Raw genomic sequence first — 18,166 nt, 5'->3', positions numbered from 1 at the left:
GAAGGCTCCCCGCATGGATCACGAACTGGCGCGCCAGTGGCTCGCCACCGCGCTCGACGAGGCGCGGGCCGGGCTCGGTGAGGGCGGGGTTCCGATCGGTGCCGCGCTCTACGGGGCCGACGGGACGCCGCTCGGGCGCGGGCGCAACCGGCGCGTGCAGGACGGGGACCCGTCGGCGCACGCGGAGACCGACGCCTTCCGGAGGGCCGGACGGCAGCGGTCGTACCGGGGGACGACCATGGTCACCACCCTGTCGCCGTGCTGGTACTGCTCCGGGCTCGTGCGGCAGTTCGGGATCTCGCGGGTCGTCGTCGGTGAGGCCAGGACCTTCCACGGCGGGCACGACTGGCTGGCCGGGCACGGCGTCGAGGTCGTCGTGCTGGACGATCCCGCGTGCGTCGAGCTGATGCGGACGTTCGTCGCGCGCCACCCCGACCTGTGGAACGAGGACATCGGCCATGACTGAGGCCCGGCTCCCGACCATCGACCTGGCCCGCGACCCCGGCCCGCAGCTGCCCGCCGTGGACCGCGCCCTGCGCGAGGCCGGGTTCCTGCTCGTCGCCGGACACGGGGTGGACCCCGCGCTGCGGGACGCCATCCGGAGGACGGCGCGGACCTTCTTCCACCTGCCGGCCGCCGTCAAGGAGCCGTACGCCGTGCGGGTCGGCGGGCGCGGCTGGCTCGGACCGGGCGCGGAGGCCAACGGCCACGCGGAGGGCACGGCGACGCCGCCGGACCTGAAGGAGTCGCTGTCCTTCGCGGCGGAGGAGCCGACCGGCGACCCGGCGGTGGACGCCGAGTGGTTCCTTCCGAACACCTGGCCCGCCGAGGTGCCGGGGCTGCGGGCGCTGGTGGAGACGTACCTGGCGGAGATGAAGGCGCTGTCGGACCGGGTGCTCGACCTGCTCGGGACGGCGCTCGGCGAGGAGCGCGACTTCTTCACCCGGCACACCGGGCACCCCACGTACGGCTTCAACATCAACTGGTACCCGGGGCGGGAGCGGACGGGGGTCCCGGAGCCGGGCCAGTTCCGGATCGGGCCGCACACGGACTTCGGGACGGTGACCGTCCTGGACCGGCAGGCGGGCAAGGGCGGCCTCCAGGTCTTCTCGGAGGCCGGAGGCTGGCAGGACGCGCCGTACGACCCCGACGCCTTCACGGTCAACATCGGTGATCTGATGGCGGGTTGGACCGGCGGGCGGTGGCGCTCGGGGCGGCACCGGGTGCTGCCGCCGCCGGCCGACGCCCCGACCGAGGAGCTGATGTCGCTCGTGTACTTCTACGAGTGCGCGCCCGGGACGACGATCAACGGCATCGAGTCCCACGCCTACCTGCGGGAACGGCTCGACGCCATCGCCGCGGACTGACGACCCCTCACCCTGTCCCACCACTCTCCGCAACAGCTCGACAACAGACTCGAAATCCCTCTCCAGATCCCAACACACCGTCGATATCCTTGAGTTGACTGCGACGGGGGTGGCGGGTGCGGAGAATGCTGTACGGCCGCGAGGCGGTCCTCGATCCACGCGGACTCGCCGCGCGGCTCATCGGGCTCGGACCGAACGGCCAGGGGCGGGTGCCCTTCGAGCACGGCGAGGACCCGCCCGTCACCGTCTTCACCGGCGGCCGCGGCATGGGCAAGACCGTGCTGCTCAAGGAAGTGCGCAACCGCTACCTCGGCTTCACCCCGCTCGCCCTCCTCGACTGCGCGGCCGTCGAGGAGCCGGCCGACCACGGGGCCGGCTGGTCCCCGGTCACCGGCGCCCTCGCCGAACTGGCCGTCCAGCTCTCCAAGCGAGGCGACACCGTCAAGCCGGTGCCCTTCCCCCGGCTCTCGCTCGGACTCGTCGCCGTCACCTCCGTCGGCTGGACCCGCGAGGACGACGAACGGGCCCGCCGCGACCTCCTGCGGCTCGGCCCGCTGCTCGCCACCGTGGACGCCGGCCGGGCGGCCGCGGCCGCCTGGGTCGGCAGGGTCCTCGCCAAGCTCGCCGGCACCGCCGCCGAGACCGGCGCCCCCTTCGCCGGGCTGGTCGCCGAGGCGACCGTCGAGACCGTCGTCGAGGAGTTCTTCAACCGCTTCCGGCAGGCCCCCGACGACTGGTTCGGCGGCTACCGCAACGCCGGCGGGCGCGGGCGCGCCGGACTCCAGCAGCTCGCCGTCGACTTCGCCCAGGGCGGGCCGCGTCGCGAGGAGGCCGAGGCCTTCCTCGCCGTCACCCTCACCGAGGACCTGCACCACGCCTACACCGGGCTGCGCCGCGGCAGCCGCGTGGGCAGACCCCTGCTGCTCCTCGACAACGCGCACGAGCCGGTCGGCCGCGCCCTCGTCGAACCGATTCTGCGCGCCCGCGCCGACGGCCGCCGCGACCACACCGTCGTCCTCGCCGCCTCCCGGCTCCACGACCACCAGGCCCTCCGCCACGCGGGCCGCGTCCGGCTCCCCGAGACCGCCCACCAGGCGCCCTGCCCGCGCACCAGCCGGGTCGGCTCCGGGCTCCTCGCCGTGGAGCTCACCCCGCTCACCCCCACCCAGACCCGCGCCGCCTTCGACCACCACGACCCGGCCGGCCGCGCCCCCGCCGACCTCTCCCGCGGCGTCCACCGGCTCACCGGCGGCCGGCCCCTCGGCGTCGACCTGCTCGCCCGCGCCGCCGGCGAGGCCCCGCCCGCCGTCCGCGCCGCCCTCACCCCCGGCGGCCTGTTCGACCTCACCGTGGAACTCCGCGAGGACAGCGCCCCGGTGCCGGTCGCCCCCGCCCTGCTCGCCGCCCTCCTCCCGGTCCCCCGGCCCGGCCCGTACGCGGTCCTGTCCGCCGCCCACGACGAGGAGTCCGCCCGCCGCCTCGCCCAGGCCCGGCTGCCCGCCGAGTCCTTCGACGGCGACGTCGCCCTCCGGGTCCGCGACCGGCTCCGCGCCGAGCACTGGGCCGAGCACCCCGGCCGCTTCGTCGGCGACCCGCTGCTGCGCGCCCTGCTGCTGCACCGGCTCCGCTTCGAGGACGACGACCACCCCGCGTACTCCTCCTGGCGGGCCGTCCACGAGACGCTGCGGCGTCACTACGGGCCGCAGCCCGGGCCGTACCGGCTCCACCACGACCTCGCGCTCGGCGAGACCGCCGAGGCCGTCGCCCACCTCCGGCTCACCTTCCCCGGCCCCGACGTCCTCGGCTGGCTCGGCGTGCTGCGGTTCGTCGCCTCCGCCCCGTACCCGCGCGAGCGGAACCGCACCGGACCCGACCCGCGCCGGGCCGTCGCCCTCGGTCAGGACCCCGACCGGGCGTTCCCCGACGGACTCGACCCCGACTCCGCCGAACTGCACCTCTCCCTGCGGCGGCTGCTGCACGCCGTATGGCTGCTCAGCGATCCGCTCGCGCTGCCCGACGAGGAGGTCGCCGACCGGCTGGCGCACGAACTGCGCCGGCTCTCCGGCCGCCACCTCACCGGCAGCGGTCCACTGTGGGACGCCGCCGGCCACTGGCCGCGGGACATCCGCGCCTGGCGGGAGCTGTCGCTGCCGCCGGGACGCGAGGACGGAGTCTGACGACATGCTCGACCGCCTGCGCCGCCGCTTCTTCTGGACACCCCGGCAGAAGCTCCTCAGCGCCTTCGTCGCCGCCCTGCTCGTCCTCGGCCTCGGCGGCTGGGGCGCCTATCTGATCGTCAAGCCGGAGGACCGTTCCTGCGCGCCCGGGGTCGCCCGGCCCGCGGACAGCGCGGAGTGCGTCGGCGTCAACGGCACCGGGCACGACTTCCGCGTCCCCGCCCTCACCGCGATCACCACCGCCATCGGCCGCGAGAACGCCGGGCTCAAGACCGACGAGTACGCCACCGTCGCCCTCCTCCTCCCGATCACCGCCACCGACCCCGGCACCGCCGAGAAGATCCTCCGCGAGCTCCAGGGCGCGTACGCCCAGCAGTACCGGGCCAACCACGAGTCCAACAGCGAGACCCCCAAGATCCGGCTGGTCCTCGCCAACACCGGCAACAAGAACGCCCACTGGCGGACCGTCGTCGACCGGCTCACCGCCATGACCGGCGCCCCCGACCGGCTCCGCGCCGTCTCCGGCGTCGCCACCTCCTCCGCCGAGGTGCGGGAGGCGGTCACCGCCCTCACCGGCGCCGGGATCGCCGTCGTCGGCACCACCATCACCGCCGACGACCTCGCCAACGGCCCCGGCCGCGACCGCTTCCCCGGCCTCGCCCGGGTCTCCCCCACCAACAGCGACGAAGCGAAGGCCCTCGCCCACTTCGGGAAGGTCGACGCCGCCCGCGCGATCCTCGTGCAGGACTCCCGCACCGGCGACCACTACATCGACACCCTGCGGTCCGCCTTCGCCGCCTCCCTCAAGGGCGCTCCCTACGAGCCGCAGCTCTACACCTCGCCGGAGGACAACACCGAGGAGGGCAACACCGCCAACACCTTCCGCCAGATCACCCACCTGATCTGCGACACCCGCGCCGAGACCGTCTTCTTCGCCGGCCGCCACACCCAGCTGCGCCAGTTCATCAACGCGCTCGGCTCCCGCGGCTGCGCCGACCGCGCCTTCACCGTCCTGACCGGCGACGAGGGCTCGTACCTCGGCGCCGACGAGAAGCTGAACCGCGCGGCCCTCGGCAAGAAGCTGACCGTCCGCTACGCGGCGCTCGCCCACCCCGACGCCTGGCGGTCCGCGCAAGGCCGGCCGGTGCCGGCCACCGGCGGCTCGACCGCCGACTTCGAGACCTTCCTGCACGACATCACCCGCGCCGACCAGAAGCCGGTGCCGCTCCGCGACGGGCAGGCGATCGTCGCCTACGACGCGATGGCCACGGCCGTCCACGCGATCCGCCAGGCCACCCCGGCCGACGCCCCCTACCCGGAGCTCGCCGACGTCGGCACCCAGTGGCCGCAGGTCAAGGGCTCGCTGCGGGTGAAGGGCGCGAGCGGCTGGATCTGCCTGGACAACCACGGCAACCCGTACAACAAGGCGGTCCCCATCGTGGAACTCGCCGCCGACGGAACCCAGCGCTTCGTCCAGATGGCCTGGCCCGAGGGCAAGCCCCCGGCCGAGACCTGCCTCCCCCCGAAGCGGGGGTGATCCCGGGGCCGCCCGGACGTATCCGCGCATGAGTCCGCGGCCGTCCGGGCAGGCGGTCGTCCTGACAGCCCCTGCGGGGCGGGCGAGGCGACGGGACGAGGTGGGGGCGTGGCGCGCGGCGGGACAGAGCGGGACGGACGCCCGGTACGAGGCGGGGCGCGGGGTGGACCGGGGCCGGACGGGGCCCGTGGCCGGGCCGGACGGGACCGGAGGGACGGGCGCCTCGCGCGCCTGCGCCGCGACCCCTTCGCCGTGCAGACCGTGCGGTCCACGGCGGCGGCCACCCTCAGCTACGTCGTCGCCCTCCGCCTCAGCAGCGAACCGGTCCCCCTCACCGCGCCCCTCACCGCCCTCCTGGTCGTCCAGGTCACCCTCTACTCCACCCTCACCACCAGCCTCCGGCGGGTGAACGCCGTCGTCGTCGGCGTCCTCATCGCCATCGCGTTCAGCGCCGTCGTCGGCCTGTCCTGGTGGAGCCTCGCCCTGGTGATCCTGGCCTCGCTGCTCGTCGGGCGGGTCGTCCGGGTCGAGGAGTTCGTCCCCGAGGTCGCGATCAGCGCCATGCTCGTCCTCGGCGTCACCCAGGTCTCCGACACCGCCTGGGACCGCGTCCTGGAAACCCTCATCGGCGCGGTCGTCGGCATGCTCTTCAACCTGTTCCTCGCCCCGCCCGTCTGGGTCGACACCGCCGGCGACTCCATCGAGGACCTCGCCCGGCGGATGCGGCTGCTCCTCCTGGACGTGGCGGACGAGTTCACCGGCGCGCCGCCCGTCGAGCAGGCCGCCGCCCGGCTCCACGAGGCCCGCCGCCTCGACAACGACGTCGCCGACGTCGACGGGGCCCTGCGCACCGCCGAGGACAGCCTGCGGCTCAACCCTCGCGTCAAGGAGGGCCTCCTCCACCGGGTGGTGCTCCGCACCGGCCTGGACACCCTGGAGATCTGCGCCGTGGTCCTCCGGGTCCTCGCCCGCACCCTCACCGACCTGGCGAAGCACCGGGACGGGGACGCGCTCCTGCCGGACCGGGCCGCCCTCGCCGTCCGGGAGACCGCCCAGTACACCGCCGACGCCCTCGTCAGCTTCGCCGTCCTCGTCACCTCCCGGGGCAGCGAGGACGCGGAGGCGGCGGAGACCCGCCTCGCGGGCGAGCTGCGGGCGGCCCGCGCCTGCCGGGACGACGCCGCCGACCGGCTCCTCGCCCTCGCCCTCGCCGACCCCGGCCGCTGGCAGCTGTACGGCGCGCTGCTCGCCGAGGTCGACCGGATCCTCGACGAACTCGACCCCGAGCACCGGGGCCGCCGGCTGATGGAGGAGCTGGACCGGCAGGTCCGCGAGCGCCGCGACCGCCGCGACCGGCTCACCCTCCGCGACCGCTGGAGGCCCCGCCGGACCCGCGCCGCGGGATGAACGGCACACCACGGCCCGGGGGAACCACCCCGGACGGATGACCGGGAGCGCAGGGGGTACCCGCGCCACCGACGAGAGGAGAACCATGAGCGCGGCGTCGTCTTCCGCGAGCCGCGGGACGGGAACGGTGACCACCGCCGTACCGGCCCGGCTCGACCGCCTTCCCTGGTCCCGATGGCACTGGATGATCGTCATCGGCCTGGGCACCGTCTGGATCCTCGACGGGCTCGAAGTCACCATCGTCGGCAACGTCGCCGGCCGGCTGGCCGAGGAGGGCAGCGGCCTCGACATCACCGCCGCCCAGGTCACCGGCGTGGCCGCCGCGCTCTACGTGGCGGGCGCCTGTTCGGGCGCGCTGTTCTTCGGATGGCTGACCGACAGATACGGCCGCAAGAAGCTCTTCATGATCACCCTGGCCGTCTACCTCGGCGCCACGGCGATGACGGCGCTGTCCTTCGAGTCCTGGTGGTTCTTCCTCTTCCGCTTCCTGACCGGCTTCGGCATCGGCGGTGAGTACGCGGCCATCAACTCCGCGATCGACGAGCTGATCCCGTCCCTCTACCGGGGACGGGTCGACCTCATCATCAACGGCAGCTACTGGCTGGGCGCCATCGGCGGCGCGCTGCTGTCCGTCGTCATGCTGGACACCGACATCTTCCCGCAGAACCTCGGCTGGCGGCTCAGCTTCGCCCTCGGCGTCGTCCTGGGCCTGGTCATCCTGCTGGTGCGCCGGCACGTCCCGGAGAGCCCACGCTGGCAGTTCATCCACGGCCACGGCGAGGAGGCCGAGGAGCTGGTCTCCTCGGTCGAGCGGGAGATCGAGGCGGAGAAGGGTTCGGAGCTGCCGCCGCCGGCCGGCGAGATCACCATTCACCAGCGCCTGAGCATCGGCTTCGGCACGATCGCCAAGACCGTCTTCGGCCACTACCCGCGCCGCGCCGCCCTCGGCCTGTCGCTCTTCATCGGCCAGGCGTTCCTCTACAACGCGATCACCTTCGGCTTCGGCTCCATCCTGATCACCTTCTACGACGTGCCGACCGGCAGCACCGGCTACTACTTCGCGGTGATCGCGGCGGGCAACTTCCTGGGGCCGCTGCTGCTCGGCAAGCTCTTCGACACCGTCGGCCGCCGGATCATGATCTCGGGCACGTACCTGCTCTCCGGTCTGCTGCTCTTCGGGACGGCGTGGCTCTTCGACCGGGGCTCGCTGTCGGCGACGACGCTGACCGCCTGCTGGTGCGTGGTGCTGTTCTTCGCCTCGGCCGGGGCGTCCAGCGCCTATCTGACCGTGTCCGAGATCTTCCCGATGGAGACCCGCGCCATGGCCATCGCCTTCTTCTACGCGCTGGGCACGGCGGCCGGCGGCATCAGCGGCCCGCTGATCTTCGCCGAGCTGACCGAGTCGGGCGTGGTCGGCGACACGGTGCTCGCCTTCCAGATCGGCGCCGGACTGATGTGCGCCGCGGGCCTGGTGGCGGCCTTCCTCGCGGTGAACGCGGAGCGCCGCTCCCTGGAGGACATCGCCGAACCTCTGTCGGTGGTCCGGGCGGACAAGAAGCCCTGAGCCCTCAGGGGACCCATCTCGGCCAGGGCGCCGCGTCCCGCTCGTACAGCTCCCGCAGCTCGTTCCAGCGCCCGGTCGTCCACTGCCGCCAGTCCGTCGGGCGGCCGTCCAGCGCGTCCCGCAGCCGTTCGAAGTGGTCGTGCCAGCCGGCCAGGCAGTCGAGCAGCAGCTCCCGGTCGCCGCGCATCTCGTTGGTGAAACGCAGCACGGTCGACGCCCCGTCCCCGGCCGGGTCCAGATGGAAGCGGATCCGTCCGTGCGGGGCGCCGACCGTGTACTCGGCCACGTGGTCCGGGTCCCAGGCGGTGACCCGTCCGGAGAGCTCGGTCTCGCCGTTCAGCCAGCGGAGCGTGACCTCTCCGCCGAGCCGCGGCTCCAGCGGGTCCGCCGCGCACAGCCAGGACGGCAGCCCCTCGGGGGAGGCGACCATCGCCCACACCACGGCCTGCGGGTGCGGCAGCTCGACCTCGTACCGCAGCAGGTGCGTGTCGCCGTCGTGGGTCTCGCTCCTGCCCCGGGGTATCTCGCTCATACCTCCAGCGTGGCCCCCCGAGGGGGGCCGTGCCAGCTCAGACGCCGGCGTAGGAGTGCTTGCTGGTGACGAAGATGTTCACGCCGTAGTAGTTGAAGAGGAAGCAGCCGAAGGCGACGAGCGCGATGTACGCGGCCTTGCGGCCCTTCCAGCCGGCCGTGGCCCGGGCGTGCAGGTAGGCGGCGTAGCCGACCCACGTGATGAAGGACCAGACCTCCTTGGCGTCCCAGCCCCAGTAGCGGCCCCAGGCGTCGCCGGCCCAGATGGCGCCCGCGATGATCGTGAAGGTCCACAGCGGGAAGATCGCCGCGTTGACCCGGTAGGCGAACTTGTCGAGGGTCGCGGCGGCGGGCAGCCGCTCCAGCACGGAGCGGGCGAAGCCGCTCGGCGTGCCGCCGTTCGCGAGCTTGTTCTCGTACGAGTCGCGGAAGAGGTACAGCAGGGTGGCCACGGCGCCCAGGTAGAGCACGGCGCCGCAGAAGATCGCGGTGGAGACGTGGATCCACAGCCAGTACGAGTCGAGCGCCGGCACCAGCTGGTCGCTCTCGGTGTACAGCAGGGTGGTGGCGACGCCGAGGTCGAGCAGGACCGTCGTCACCAGCGGCAGGCCGATCCAGCGGACGTTCTTCTTGGCGAGCAGGAACGCCAGGTACACGCCGACCGCCACCGTGGAGAAGGTGGTGGAGAACTCGTACATGTTGCCCCAGGGGGCGCGCTGCACGGAGATCGCGCGGGTGACCACGCCGGCCGCCTCCAGGGCGAAGGCGAGGACGGTCAGCGAGACGGCGATCCGGCCGTACAGGTCGCCCTTGACCGTGCCGCCGGCGGCGCCGGGGCCGTCGGGGACGTCGCGGGCGCCGGAGGCGGAACGGGTGACGACCTTGGGCCGGTCCAGGACGGTGGTGCCACCGGCCCGCTGGACCTGGACGGTCACCTTCGCGGGCTCGGCGGCGGTCCCGGTCAGCGCGGCGGCCGTGCGGCCGACCTTGCTGCGGCTGCCGAAGACCCACTCGGCGATGTGGGCCAGGAAGGCCAGGGTGTACACGGCCATCGAGGCGTAGACGAGCTCGTTGCTGAGCGTCGCCAGGCCTTCGTTGGTCTCGGCGGCGAGGATCACTTCTCGACCCCTTCTGATGCTTCTGCTTCGGCAGGTTCGGGCGCCGGGGGCGCCGTGGCGGTGAGCGCGACCGCGAGATCGGCGAGCTCCTCGGGCAGCTTGGCGGACTCGCTGCGGCCGAGGCCCGCCATCTCGACGACGGTCACGCCGTCCTCACCGCGGACGGCGCGGACCCAGATCCGGCGCCGCTGGATGAAGAGCGAGCCGGTGAGTCCGGCGATGGCGGCGAGCGCTCCGGCGAGGGCGAGGCCGTTGCCCGGCTGCTGCGAGACCTGGAAGCTCGCCCATTCCTTGATCTCCTTCTCGAAGGTGATCGAGCCGGCGCCGTCGGGCAGCGTCATGGTCATGCCGGGCGCCAGCCGCTTGGCGACTCCGGTGCCCTCGTCGAGCTTGAACTGCTTCATCTTGGTGGTGTCGAGCTGGTACACGTTCTGCGGCAGGCCGGCGTCGACGCCCAGGCTCCCGTAGTAGCCGGTGAGGGCCATCACGGGGTCGGCGAGGGCGGGGAACTGGGAGAACATGGTGCCTTCGCCGGCACCGGCGAAGGTGGGCACGAAGAACGCCTTGAAACCGAGCTGCTCCTTCTTCCCCTCCTTGTTCCGGTAGCCGTCCATCACCTTGATCGCGCCGGTCGAGGTGATGTTGTTGTCGATGGGCAGCAGCGGGACGGCGCCGTTGAAGACGACCTTGCCGCCGCGGTCCCTGACGGTGACGACGGGCGCGTAGCCGTGGGCGATCAGGTAGACCTTGGAGTCGCCGATCTTGAGCGGCTCGTTGACCCGGACGATCGCCTTCCTGTCCTCGCCGTCGGACCGGACGTAGGTGACGGCGGCCTCGAAGGTGCGGGGGGTGCCCAGCTGCGGGCCGCTCGTCTCGTACGTGCCGGTGAAGCTGTCCAGGGTGAAGTTGAACGGTTCCAGCTCGTCGATGCCGAACTGGGAGCCGGACCTGAAGTCGTCGTACTGGGTCAGCGTGTTGGAGAAGCCGTCGCCCTCGACGATCAGCTTGCCGCCCTCGGACTTGAAGAGCTGGCCCCAGGCGAAGGCGATCAGCATCACGATGAGCGCGATGTGGAAGAGCAGGTTGCCGGCCTCGCGGAGGTAGCCCTTCTCGGCGGCGACGGCGTCGTCCGCGGCGCGGACGCGGAAGCGGCGGCCCTTGAGGACGGTGAGGGCGGCCTCGCGGACCTCCTCGGGTCCGGCCTCGGTGCGCCAGGTCGTGTACGCGGGGAGGCGGGTGAGCCGCTTGGGGGCGCCGGGCGGCAGGCCGCGGAGCTGGCCGACGAACTGCCAGGTGCGCGGGACGATGCAGCCGATGAGGGAGACGAAGAGCAGGATGTAGATCGCGGAGAACCACACCGAGCTGTAGACGTCGAAGAGCTGGAGCTTCTCGTAGATCGGGGTGAGGGTCTCGTGCGCCGCCTTGAAGTCGGCGACCTTCATCTCGTCCACGCCGGACTGCGGGATGAGGGAGCCGGGGACCGCGCCGACGGAGAGCAGGAAGAGCAGGATCAGCGCCACCCTCATGGAGGTGAGCTGGCGCCAGAACCAGCGGATCCAGCCGATGATCCCGAGGGTGGGGCCGCCGGTGATCCCGGTGCCGGACTCCTCCTTGGGCGCGGTGGACAGGTCCGCGCCGGCGGCCTCGTCGGCGGTCGCGCGCTCGGTGTCGGTCGTTTCCGTCTTGCTCATCGATCAGATTCCCACCGTGAAGTCGCCGGACCAGCTCTGCATCGTGGAGACCATGCTGTCCCAGACGCCTGTGAGGAGGAGGACACCGGTGACGATCATCATGGCGCCACCGATCCGCATGACCCACACGTAGTGCTTCTTGACCCAGCCGAACGCGCCGAGGGCCTTGCGGAAGGCGATGGCGGCGAGGACGAAGGGGACGCCGAGGCCGAGGCAGTACGCGAGGGCGAGGAGGGCTCCGCGTCCGGCGCTGGCCTGGTCGAGGGCGAGCGCGTTGACCGAGCCGAGCGTCGGGCCGATGCACGGGGTCCAGCCGATGCCGAAGAGCGCGCCGAGGACGGGCGCGCCGAGGAGGCCGGTGACGGGCTTCCGGTGGAAGCGGAACTCGCGCTGGGTGAACCAGGGCATCAGACCGGCGAAGAAGAGCCCCATGAGGATCATGAAGACGCCGAGGACGGTGCTCAGCGTGGAGCTGTACTCCTGGAGCGTGGAGCCGAAGTAGCCGAAGAGGGCGCCGCCGGAGACGAAGACGGCGGTGAAGCCGGCGACGAAGAGGAGCGATCCCGCGGCCATCCGGCCGCGGCGCTGGTCGGCGAGGTCGGTGCCGGAGACGCCGGTGACGTAGCTGAGGTAGCCGGGGACGAGCGGCAGCACGCAGGGCGAGAAGAAGGAGACCAGGCCGGCCAGGAGGGCGATGGGGACGGCGAGCAGGAGGGCTCCGCTGGTGACGGTCTCGTTCACCGGCCCTCACTTCTCCTTGAGCAGCGGGTCGATCATGGACCGCAGCTTGGTGTCGTCGATGGCCATGACCGCGCGGGCGGCGATCTTGCCCTGCTTGTCGAGGATGACGGTGGAGGGGATGCCCTGGGGGCTGAGGGTGCCCTTGGGGAAGCCGAAGAGGATCAGCTTGCCGTCCCGGTCGTAGATGCTCGGGTAGGGCACCTTGTAGTCGGCCTCGAAGGTGAGCGCCTGCTGCTTGTTGGCGTCGCGGGTGTTGAGGCCGACGAAGGCCACGTCCTCGCCCTTGAGCTCGTTCGCCACCTTGGTGAAGTGGGGGGCCTCGGCACGGCAGGGGCCGCACCAGGAGCCCCAGACGTTGAGGACGACGACCTTGCCCTTGAGGTCGGCGACGTCGAGCTTCTCGCCCTCCAGCGTCTCGCCGGCGATCTGCTTGATGTCGGCGCGTTCGCCCTTGGGGACGGTGGAGATGCCGCCCTTGCTGGTGACGAAGTTGGTGTCGTTGCCGCCGGTGGTGCCGTTGTCCTCGCCGCCGCAGGCGGAGAGCGCGAGGGCGGCGGACAGCACGCCGACGGCGGCGAGGGCGCGTCGGGGGGCACGGCGGAGGCCACGGCTAAGGCTCATGTGAAAAGTTTCGCATGGGCGTTTGGGGGATCTTGGGCACCCCCCTACGTGCCCAAAACGCCCCTTGTCAAGATCGCCTAAGCGGCCGTGAGATAGGTGCGCCAGCCGCCGGCCGGCTTCTGGCCGACGTCGAGGCCGCGCAGACGGTCGAGGATACGGGGGTCCTGGACGTCCATCCAGTCGGTGAACTGGCGGAACGACACGAGCCGGACGTCCTTCTTCCCGGCCATCGCCTTGAGCGCCTCCTCGACGGCGTCCATGTAGATGCCGCCGTTCCACTGCTCGAAGTGGTTGCCGACGAAGAAGGGCGCGCGGTTCGACTCGTACGCGCGCGTGAAGCCGCCGACCAGCGCGTCGGTGGCCTGCTTGCGCCAGCCGGGATAGCGGGACGGCATGCCCTTGGTCGAGTTCTTCGACTGGTTGGCGAGCATGTTGTAGTCCATGGAGAGGACTTCGAAGGAGTGCCCGGGGAAGGGCACGGCCTGGAGCGGGAAGTCCCAGATCCCCTTGCGCTTGACGGGCCAGGTCTGGCGGCCGCCGGGCGAGCTGGCGTCGTAGCGCCAGCCGAGGCGCTTGGCGGTGGGCAGCAGGTTGTCCTGGCCGAGGAGGCAGGGGGTGCGGCCGCCGACGAGCTCCTTGGAGTAGTCGAAGGGCAGCGGGTCGAGGTCGGTCCAGCCGCTGTTCGTCTTCCACTCGGTGACGAACTTCACCGCCTGGTCGATCTCGCTCTGCCACTGCGCCGGAGTCCAGTTGCCGACGGATCCGGAGCCGCCGCAGAAGTGGCCGTTGAAGTGGGTGCCGATCTCGTGCCCGTCGAGCCAGGCCTGGCGGACGTACTTGAGGGTGTCCTTGATGTGGTCGTCGGTGAGGTAGCCGATGTCGGAGGCGCCGACGCGGTTGTTCGGCGGGCGGTAGAGGTTCTTCTTCGACTCGGGCAGCAGGTAGATGCCGGACAGGAAGAAGGTCATGGCCGCGTCGTGGTTGCGGGCCAGTTCGAGGAAGCGGGGGAAGAGGCCGTTGCCGACCTCGCCGGCGCCGTCCCAGGAGAAGACCACGAACTGCGGCGGGGTCTGGCCCGGTTCGAGCGGGACGGGGGCGTCGGGCTGGTGCGGCTGCTTGCCGGTGTCCGCGGTGGAGCCGTCCCCGATGAGGCGGACGTCGTCCTTGGTGGGGGCCGGAGTGCTGGACGGTCCGCCGGTGGACGGAGCGCCGCCCTTGTCCGGGCCGGAACTGCCCGTACCGCCCTGACCCTTGTCGCTGCACCCGGCGATCCCCAGGGCCGCCGCGGCCCCGACTCCCGCCCCGATCAGGCTCCTTCGACTGAACCCGCGCATGGCATCCCCATTCACGCTGTGACGCACGAAACATCATCCAAACCGACAATGAGTGAGATGCGGGGAGGAACACGGAGGTTCCGGCAAATCGCACAAAAATTTCAACGTGACTGAAGAGTGACCATTCTCCAGCCGTGTTGACGATGTCGCTCTGACAATGCCCCGTCAAGCCTGGCAGACCGTGGGAAGGGGGTCCGGGCGGGGGTCCGGGCGGGGAACTCGGGACCCTGGGGGGGGGGACAGCCCGTGAGGGGTCCGGGGGTGAGGAGGAACTCGCCCGCGCGGGATCCGGGGGTGAGGAGGAACTCGCTCGCGCGGTATCCGGGATTGCGGAGGAACAGGCCCGCGCGGGTCCGGGAGCGAGGGGGAAGTCCCCCGCGCGGGATCCGGGGGAACGGCCGCGGAAGGGCGGAGGGGGCTCTCAGGGGTGACCTGGCGGGGCCCGGAGGGGCGGCCCTGGCGGGGGCCTGGAGGGGCGGCCCCTCGGGGGCCCGGAGGGCGGCCCGCGCGGGGCCGGGCGAACGGCCCCGCGCGGGATCCGGGGCTACGCCCCGAAGGCCTTCTGCTTGCCCTTCACCGGCTTGGCGCCGGCCCGCAGGTGCACCGGCACGAGGTCGATCGCCGGCTCGCTGTACCCGACCGAGACGATCTTGTCGCCCTTGTACGTGAACGAGGTGAGCGAGGCGAGCGTGCACTGCCGGCGCCGCGGGTCGTGCCACAGCCGGCGCCGCTCGACGAACGACCGCACGATCCAGATCGGCAGCTGGTGGCTGACCAGCACCGCCTCGTGCCCGCGCGCCGCGTCCTTGGCCGCGTCCAGCGCGCCCATCATCCGCACGACCTGCTCGATGTACGGCTCGCCCCAGGACGGCTGGAACGGGTTGGTGAGGTGCCTCCAGTTCGCCGGCCGGCGCAGCGCCCCGTCGCCGACCCCGAAGGTCTTGCCCTCGAAGACGTTCGCCGCCTCGATCAGCCGCGCGTCGGTGGCCAGGTCCAGGCCGTGCGACTTGGCGACCGGCGTGGCCGTCTCCTGCGCCCGCTCCAGCGGGGAGGCGACGACGTACGTGACGTCCCGCTCGGCCAGCGACTCCGCCACCCGGTCCGCCATCTTCCGGCCCAGCTCGGAGAGGTGGTAGCCGGCCCGGCGCCCGTACAGCACGCCGTCCGGGTTGTGCACCTCGCCGTGGCGCATCAGGTGGACGACGGTGATGTCCTGGTCGCTCTTCACCTGCTCGCTCTTCACCTGCTCGCTCATGCGCCGGCCTCCGCGGCGGCACGCGCGGCGGCCGGCAGGGCCGCGGCGACCCGCTCGATCGCGCGCTCGTCGTGCGCGGCCGAGACGAACCACGACTCGAAGGCCGACGGCGGCAGGTAGACGCCGTCCGCGAGCATCGAGTGGAAGAAGGCGTTGAAGCGGAAGGCCTCCTGCTTCTTCGCGTCGTCGTAGTTCCGCACCTCGTCGGCGGTGAAGAAGACCGAGAACATGTTGGACGCGGTCTGCAGCCGGTGCGCCACGCCCTCCTTGCCGAGCGCGTCGGCGACGAGGCCCTGGATCTCCTTCGAGACCGCGTTCACCTTCTCGTACGCGGCGTCGTCGAGCAGCCGCAGCTGCGCGAGCCCGGCGGCGGTGGCGATCGGGTTACCGGAGAGCGTGCCGGCCTGGTAGACCGGGCCGGCCGGGGCGAGGTGGCCCATGACGTCGGCCCGGCCGCCGAAGGCCGCGGCCGGGAAGCCGCCGCCCATGACCTTGCCGAAGGTCATCAGGTCGGGCTTCACGCCGTCCACGCCGTACCAGCCGGCGCGGCTCGTCCGGAAGCCGGTCATGACCTCGTCGGAGATGTACAGCGCGCCGTTCTCCCGGCACAGGTCCGCGAGCCCCTGGTTGAAGCCGGGCAGCGGCGGGACGACGCCCATGTTGCCGGGCGAGGCCTCGGTGATCACACAGGCGATCTCGCCGGGGTGCGCGGCGAACGCGGCCCGCACGGCCTCCAGGTCGTTGTACGGCAGCACGATCGTGTCGCCGGCCTGCGCGCCGGTCACGCCGGGCGTGTCGGGCAGGCCGAGGGTGGCGACACCGGAGCCGGCGGCGGCGAGCAGCGCGTCCACGTGCCCGTGGTAGCAGCCGGCGAACTTGACGACCTTCGCGCGCCCGGTGAATCCGCGGGCGAGCCGGATGGCCGACATCGTCGCCTCGGTGCCGGAGGAGACGAGCCGGACCTGCTCGACGGGCTCGATCCGGGCCACGATCTCCTCGGCGAGCGCCACCTCGCCCTCACCGGGCGTGCCGAAGGAGGTACCGCGGGCCACCGCGGCCTGCACGGCGGCGGTCACCTCGGGGTGGGCGTGGCCGAGAATCATCGGCCCCCAGGAGCAGACGAGGTCGACATACTCGCGACCGTCCGCATCCGTGAGGTACGGACCGGTGCCGGACACCATGAACCGGGGCGTACCGCCCACAGCCCGGAAGGCCCGCACCGGTGAGTTCACGCCGCCGGGCGTCACAAGGGACGCGCGGTCGAAAAGCGTCTGTGAGACTGGGGCTTCGTATGAATACGACACAGTGATCCTGACCTGCGAGTACGACGTCTGGTACGGAGGGACGGTGTGGGCACCCTGTGCATCACGCCGGGGCGGCCTGCCTCCGCGTCTGCGAAACTGTGGCGGCAGGGACCTCATGGGGTTGGCTCACGCGTTCCATGGTGTCAGAGGCCGCGGCGATTCTTGCGGACAGGTGTTTCACCGCAGGAACGCGGGGGAGGTCACTGACACGATGATCGGGTTGCGCGGCGGGGTCGTGTTGCCGAGAAACAGCAGTCGGGTGGAGATATGCATCGCGGTGGCGGGCCGGGCGAGGGGACGGACGACCTGGGTCCGGAGCCTGTCCGGCGGGGGAGGCACCGGCGGCGACGGGCCGAGGACCCGTCCGCGCCGGACAATCGCGCATCCCCCGAGCAGACGCCGGCGGATCCGCCCCTCGGAGGCCGCAGATTGGCCGTGACGTACAAGTACTTCGGCGCGCCCGACGGCGCCACGGCGGCCCGGGTCCCGATCTCGATGCGCCCGGAGGAGCTCGGCGGCGACGAGCTGGGCATGGGCGGCATGTTCTCCAAGATCAAGCCCGAGACGATAGCGGCGATGGTCCTCACCGGCATCCAGGGCCTGCCGCTGAACAAGGTCCCCCCGCTGGAACTGGTCGTCCTGCACCCCGACTACGCCGTGGTGAAGCTCCCCACGACCGTCGTCGACCCGCTGCGCGCGATCGGCGAGGAGTCGGTCGGCGCCGCCGCCTTCATCTGGTCCACCGTCCCCGACCGAGGCGGCCCGCGCGACGCCTTCGACGTCTACCAGCTGCTCCACGAGTGGCAGGACTTCTCCGTCCGCCTCCACGAGGCCGGCCACCATCCGTACTGCCTGGTCTGGCCCTGACGGCTGCCTCTCTCCGCGTTTCCGACCGTCATAGCGCCTGAAATTCTGATGAATCGGATCTAATGCATGGATGTTGGTTCACAGAGGCACCGTGCGAGGAGGACCTGTCGTGACCGGAGTGACCACAGCGGCCGGAGTGACCGGAGGCGTCGGCCCGACCGGAGGAGCGCGGGCGTCCGCGCCCCGCATGCCCGGCGTTCGCGCCGCGAGCGGCGGACCCATGCAGATCGCCGAGGTCGCCGCCCGCACCGAACTCCCCCTGCGCACCATCCGCCAGTACGAGGACTGCGGACTCGTCGTCCCCTCGGCGGCCTCGGAGGGCGGCTTCCCGCTCTACACGGAGGCCGACGTGGCCCGCCTGATGGTGATCCGCCGCATGCAGCCGCTCGGTTTCGGCCTCGACGAGACCCGCGAACTCCTCACGTCGGTCGACCGCCTCGCCGCCGACCTCCCCGGCACCGACGGCGAACTCGAACCGGCCGAACGCGACGCCCTCGTCACCCGCGTCCGCCGCTACGAGGACGCCGCCGCCGCCCATGTCGCCGACCTCCGCGCCCAACTGGCCCGTGCCGAGGAGTTCGCCGCCTCCCTCCGCTCCCGCCTCACCACCTGACCCGCGCCCCCGGCACCAGCGTCGGAACCGACGGCGGCA

General features: G+C 72.2%; 16 protein-coding genes. 8 read left to right on the top strand and 8 right to left on the bottom strand.

What is annotated here, in order from left to right; translation table 11 throughout:
• The first annotated feature begins 13 nt into the window (after positions 1-13).
• From ACF1BN_RS14620 to ACF1BN_RS14595, 6 genes are all read left to right on the top strand, one after another.
• Positions 14-466 carry a nucleoside deaminase gene (locus ACF1BN_RS14620; protein ID WP_392331973.1) on the top strand — a complete coding sequence of 151 codons (453 nt, stop codon included), beginning with the start codon at positions 14-16 and terminating at the stop codon, positions 464-466.
• Entirely contained in the window at positions 459-1,367 is a 909-nt protein-coding gene (locus ACF1BN_RS14615; protein WP_392331972.1) for an isopenicillin N synthase family dioxygenase, read from the top strand. Before ACF1BN_RS14620 ends, ACF1BN_RS14615 begins: the two co-directional genes overlap by 8 nt.
• A 125-nt stretch (positions 1,368-1,492) precedes the next feature.
• On the top strand, positions 1,493-3,544 hold the full coding sequence (locus ACF1BN_RS14610) for a hypothetical protein (RefSeq protein WP_392331971.1): 2,052 nt from the start codon (positions 1,493-1,495) through the stop codon (positions 3,542-3,544).
• A gap of 4 nt (positions 3,545-3,548) precedes the next feature.
• The gene (locus tag ACF1BN_RS14605; protein ID WP_392331970.1) at positions 3,549-5,081 is read left to right on the top strand and encodes an ABC transporter substrate-binding protein; all 1,533 of its coding nucleotides are present in this window, start codon (positions 3,549-3,551) and stop codon (positions 5,079-5,081) included.
• A gap of 252 nt (positions 5,082-5,333) precedes the next feature.
• On the top strand, positions 5,334-6,488 hold the full coding sequence (locus ACF1BN_RS14600; RefSeq protein ID WP_392331969.1) for an aromatic acid exporter family protein: 1,155 nt from the start codon (positions 5,334-5,336) through the stop codon (positions 6,486-6,488).
• 85 nt (positions 6,489-6,573) lie between these two features.
• Positions 6,574-8,052, top strand: a complete 1,479-nt coding sequence (locus ACF1BN_RS14595; protein ID WP_392331968.1) for an MFS transporter — start codon at positions 6,574-6,576, stop codon at positions 8,050-8,052.
• A gap of 4 nt (positions 8,053-8,056) precedes the next feature.
• On the opposite strand, the gene ACF1BN_RS14590 is transcribed toward ACF1BN_RS14595, so the two are convergent.
• The 8 genes from ACF1BN_RS14590 to hemL all read right to left on the bottom strand — a co-directional run bounded on the left by ACF1BN_RS14590 (position 8,057) and on the right by hemL (position 16,647).
• Positions 8,057-8,584 carry an SRPBCC domain-containing protein gene (locus tag ACF1BN_RS14590; protein WP_392331967.1) on the bottom strand — a complete coding sequence of 176 codons (528 nt, stop codon included), beginning with the start codon at positions 8,582-8,584 and terminating at the stop codon, positions 8,057-8,059.
• Positions 8,585-8,621: 37 nt separating this feature from the next.
• Positions 8,622-9,701, bottom strand: coding sequence for a c-type cytochrome biogenesis protein CcsB (ccsB, locus tag ACF1BN_RS14585; protein ID WP_392331966.1), 1,080 nt, complete (start codon positions 9,699-9,701; stop codon positions 8,622-8,624).
• Positions 9,698-11,392, bottom strand: a complete 1,695-nt coding sequence (locus ACF1BN_RS14580; RefSeq protein WP_392331965.1) for a cytochrome c biogenesis protein ResB — start codon at positions 11,390-11,392, stop codon at positions 9,698-9,700. The genes ccsB and ACF1BN_RS14580 overlap by 4 nt, the downstream gene beginning before the upstream one ends.
• Before the next feature lie 3 nt (positions 11,393-11,395).
• On the bottom strand, positions 11,396-12,133 hold the full coding sequence (locus ACF1BN_RS14575; protein WP_392331964.1) for a cytochrome c biogenesis CcdA family protein: 738 nt from the start codon (positions 12,131-12,133) through the stop codon (positions 11,396-11,398).
• Between the two features lie 6 nt (positions 12,134-12,139).
• Complete coding sequence (locus ACF1BN_RS14570) at positions 12,140-12,754, bottom strand: TlpA family protein disulfide reductase (protein WP_392331963.1); 615 nt, start codon at positions 12,752-12,754, stop codon at positions 12,140-12,142.
• A gap of 77 nt (positions 12,755-12,831) precedes the next feature.
• Positions 12,832-14,088, bottom strand: coding sequence for a hypothetical protein (locus tag ACF1BN_RS14565; RefSeq protein WP_392331962.1), 1,257 nt, complete (start codon positions 14,086-14,088; stop codon positions 12,832-12,834).
• A 544-nt stretch (positions 14,089-14,632) separates the two neighbouring features.
• Positions 14,633-15,343 carry a histidine phosphatase family protein gene (locus tag ACF1BN_RS14560; RefSeq protein ID WP_392331961.1) on the bottom strand — a complete coding sequence of 237 codons (711 nt, stop codon included), beginning with the start codon at positions 15,341-15,343 and terminating at the stop codon, positions 14,633-14,635.
• Entirely contained in the window at positions 15,340-16,647 is a 1,308-nt protein-coding gene (hemL, locus tag ACF1BN_RS14555) for a glutamate-1-semialdehyde 2,1-aminomutase (protein ID WP_392331960.1), read from the bottom strand. Before hemL ends, ACF1BN_RS14560 begins: the two co-directional genes overlap by 4 nt.
• Positions 16,648-16,914: 267 nt before the next feature.
• Between hemL and ACF1BN_RS14550 the strand changes: the two genes are divergently transcribed.
• Both ACF1BN_RS14550 and ACF1BN_RS14545 read left to right on the top strand, forming a co-directional pair.
• Complete coding sequence (locus tag ACF1BN_RS14550; protein WP_392331959.1) at positions 16,915-17,514, top strand: hypothetical protein; 600 nt, start codon at positions 16,915-16,917, stop codon at positions 17,512-17,514.
• Positions 17,515-17,701: 187 nt separating this feature from the next.
• Positions 17,702-18,127: a MerR family transcriptional regulator gene (locus tag ACF1BN_RS14545; RefSeq protein ID WP_392332294.1), complete on the top strand. Its 426-nt coding sequence runs from the start codon at positions 17,702-17,704 to the stop codon at positions 18,125-18,127.
• The last annotated feature ends 39 nt before the right edge of the window (positions 18,128-18,166 follow it).

This window comes from Streptomyces sp. NPDC014861, from assembly GCF_043081625.1.
Classification (GTDB): domain Bacteria; phylum Actinomycetota; class Actinomycetes; order Streptomycetales; family Streptomycetaceae; genus Streptomyces.
Note: the sequence above shows the minus strand (reverse complement) of the source record. Positions and strands in the feature narration are given on the sequence as shown.

Excerpts from the sequence above, each read along its gene's own strand:
- ACF1BN_RS14565 (WP_392331962.1), bottom strand. The coding sequence starts at position 14,088 with ATGCGCGGGTTCAGTCGAAGGAGCCTGATCGGGGCGGGAGTCGGGGCC.
- ACF1BN_RS14620 (WP_392331973.1), top strand. The coding sequence starts at position 14 with ATGGATCACGAACTGGCGCGCCAGTGGCTCGCCACCGCGCTCGACGAG.
- ACF1BN_RS14610 (WP_392331971.1), top strand. The coding sequence starts at position 1,493 with ATGCTGTACGGCCGCGAGGCGGTCCTCGATCCACGCGGACTCGCCGCG.
- ACF1BN_RS14615 (WP_392331972.1), top strand. The coding sequence starts at position 459 with ATGACTGAGGCCCGGCTCCCGACCATCGACCTGGCCCGCGACCCCGGC.
- ACF1BN_RS14595 (WP_392331968.1), top strand. The coding sequence starts at position 6,574 with ATGAGCGCGGCGTCGTCTTCCGCGAGCCGCGGGACGGGAACGGTGACC.
- ACF1BN_RS14590 (WP_392331967.1), bottom strand. The coding sequence starts at position 8,584 with ATGAGCGAGATACCCCGGGGCAGGAGCGAGACCCACGACGGCGACACG.
- ACF1BN_RS14580 (WP_392331965.1), bottom strand. The coding sequence starts at position 11,392 with ATGAGCAAGACGGAAACGACCGACACCGAGCGCGCGACCGCCGACGAG.
- ACF1BN_RS14550 (WP_392331959.1), top strand. The coding sequence starts at position 16,915 with ATGCATCGCGGTGGCGGGCCGGGCGAGGGGACGGACGACCTGGGTCCG.
- ACF1BN_RS14545 (WP_392332294.1), top strand. The coding sequence starts at position 17,702 with ATGCCCGGCGTTCGCGCCGCGAGCGGCGGACCCATGCAGATCGCCGAG.
- ACF1BN_RS14605 (WP_392331970.1), top strand. The coding sequence starts at position 3,549 with ATGCTCGACCGCCTGCGCCGCCGCTTCTTCTGGACACCCCGGCAGAAG.
- ACF1BN_RS14570 (WP_392331963.1), bottom strand. The coding sequence starts at position 12,754 with ATGAGCCTTAGCCGTGGCCTCCGCCGTGCCCCCCGACGCGCCCTCGCC.
- ACF1BN_RS14560 (WP_392331961.1), bottom strand. The coding sequence starts at position 15,343 with ATGAGCGAGCAGGTGAAGAGCGAGCAGGTGAAGAGCGACCAGGACATC.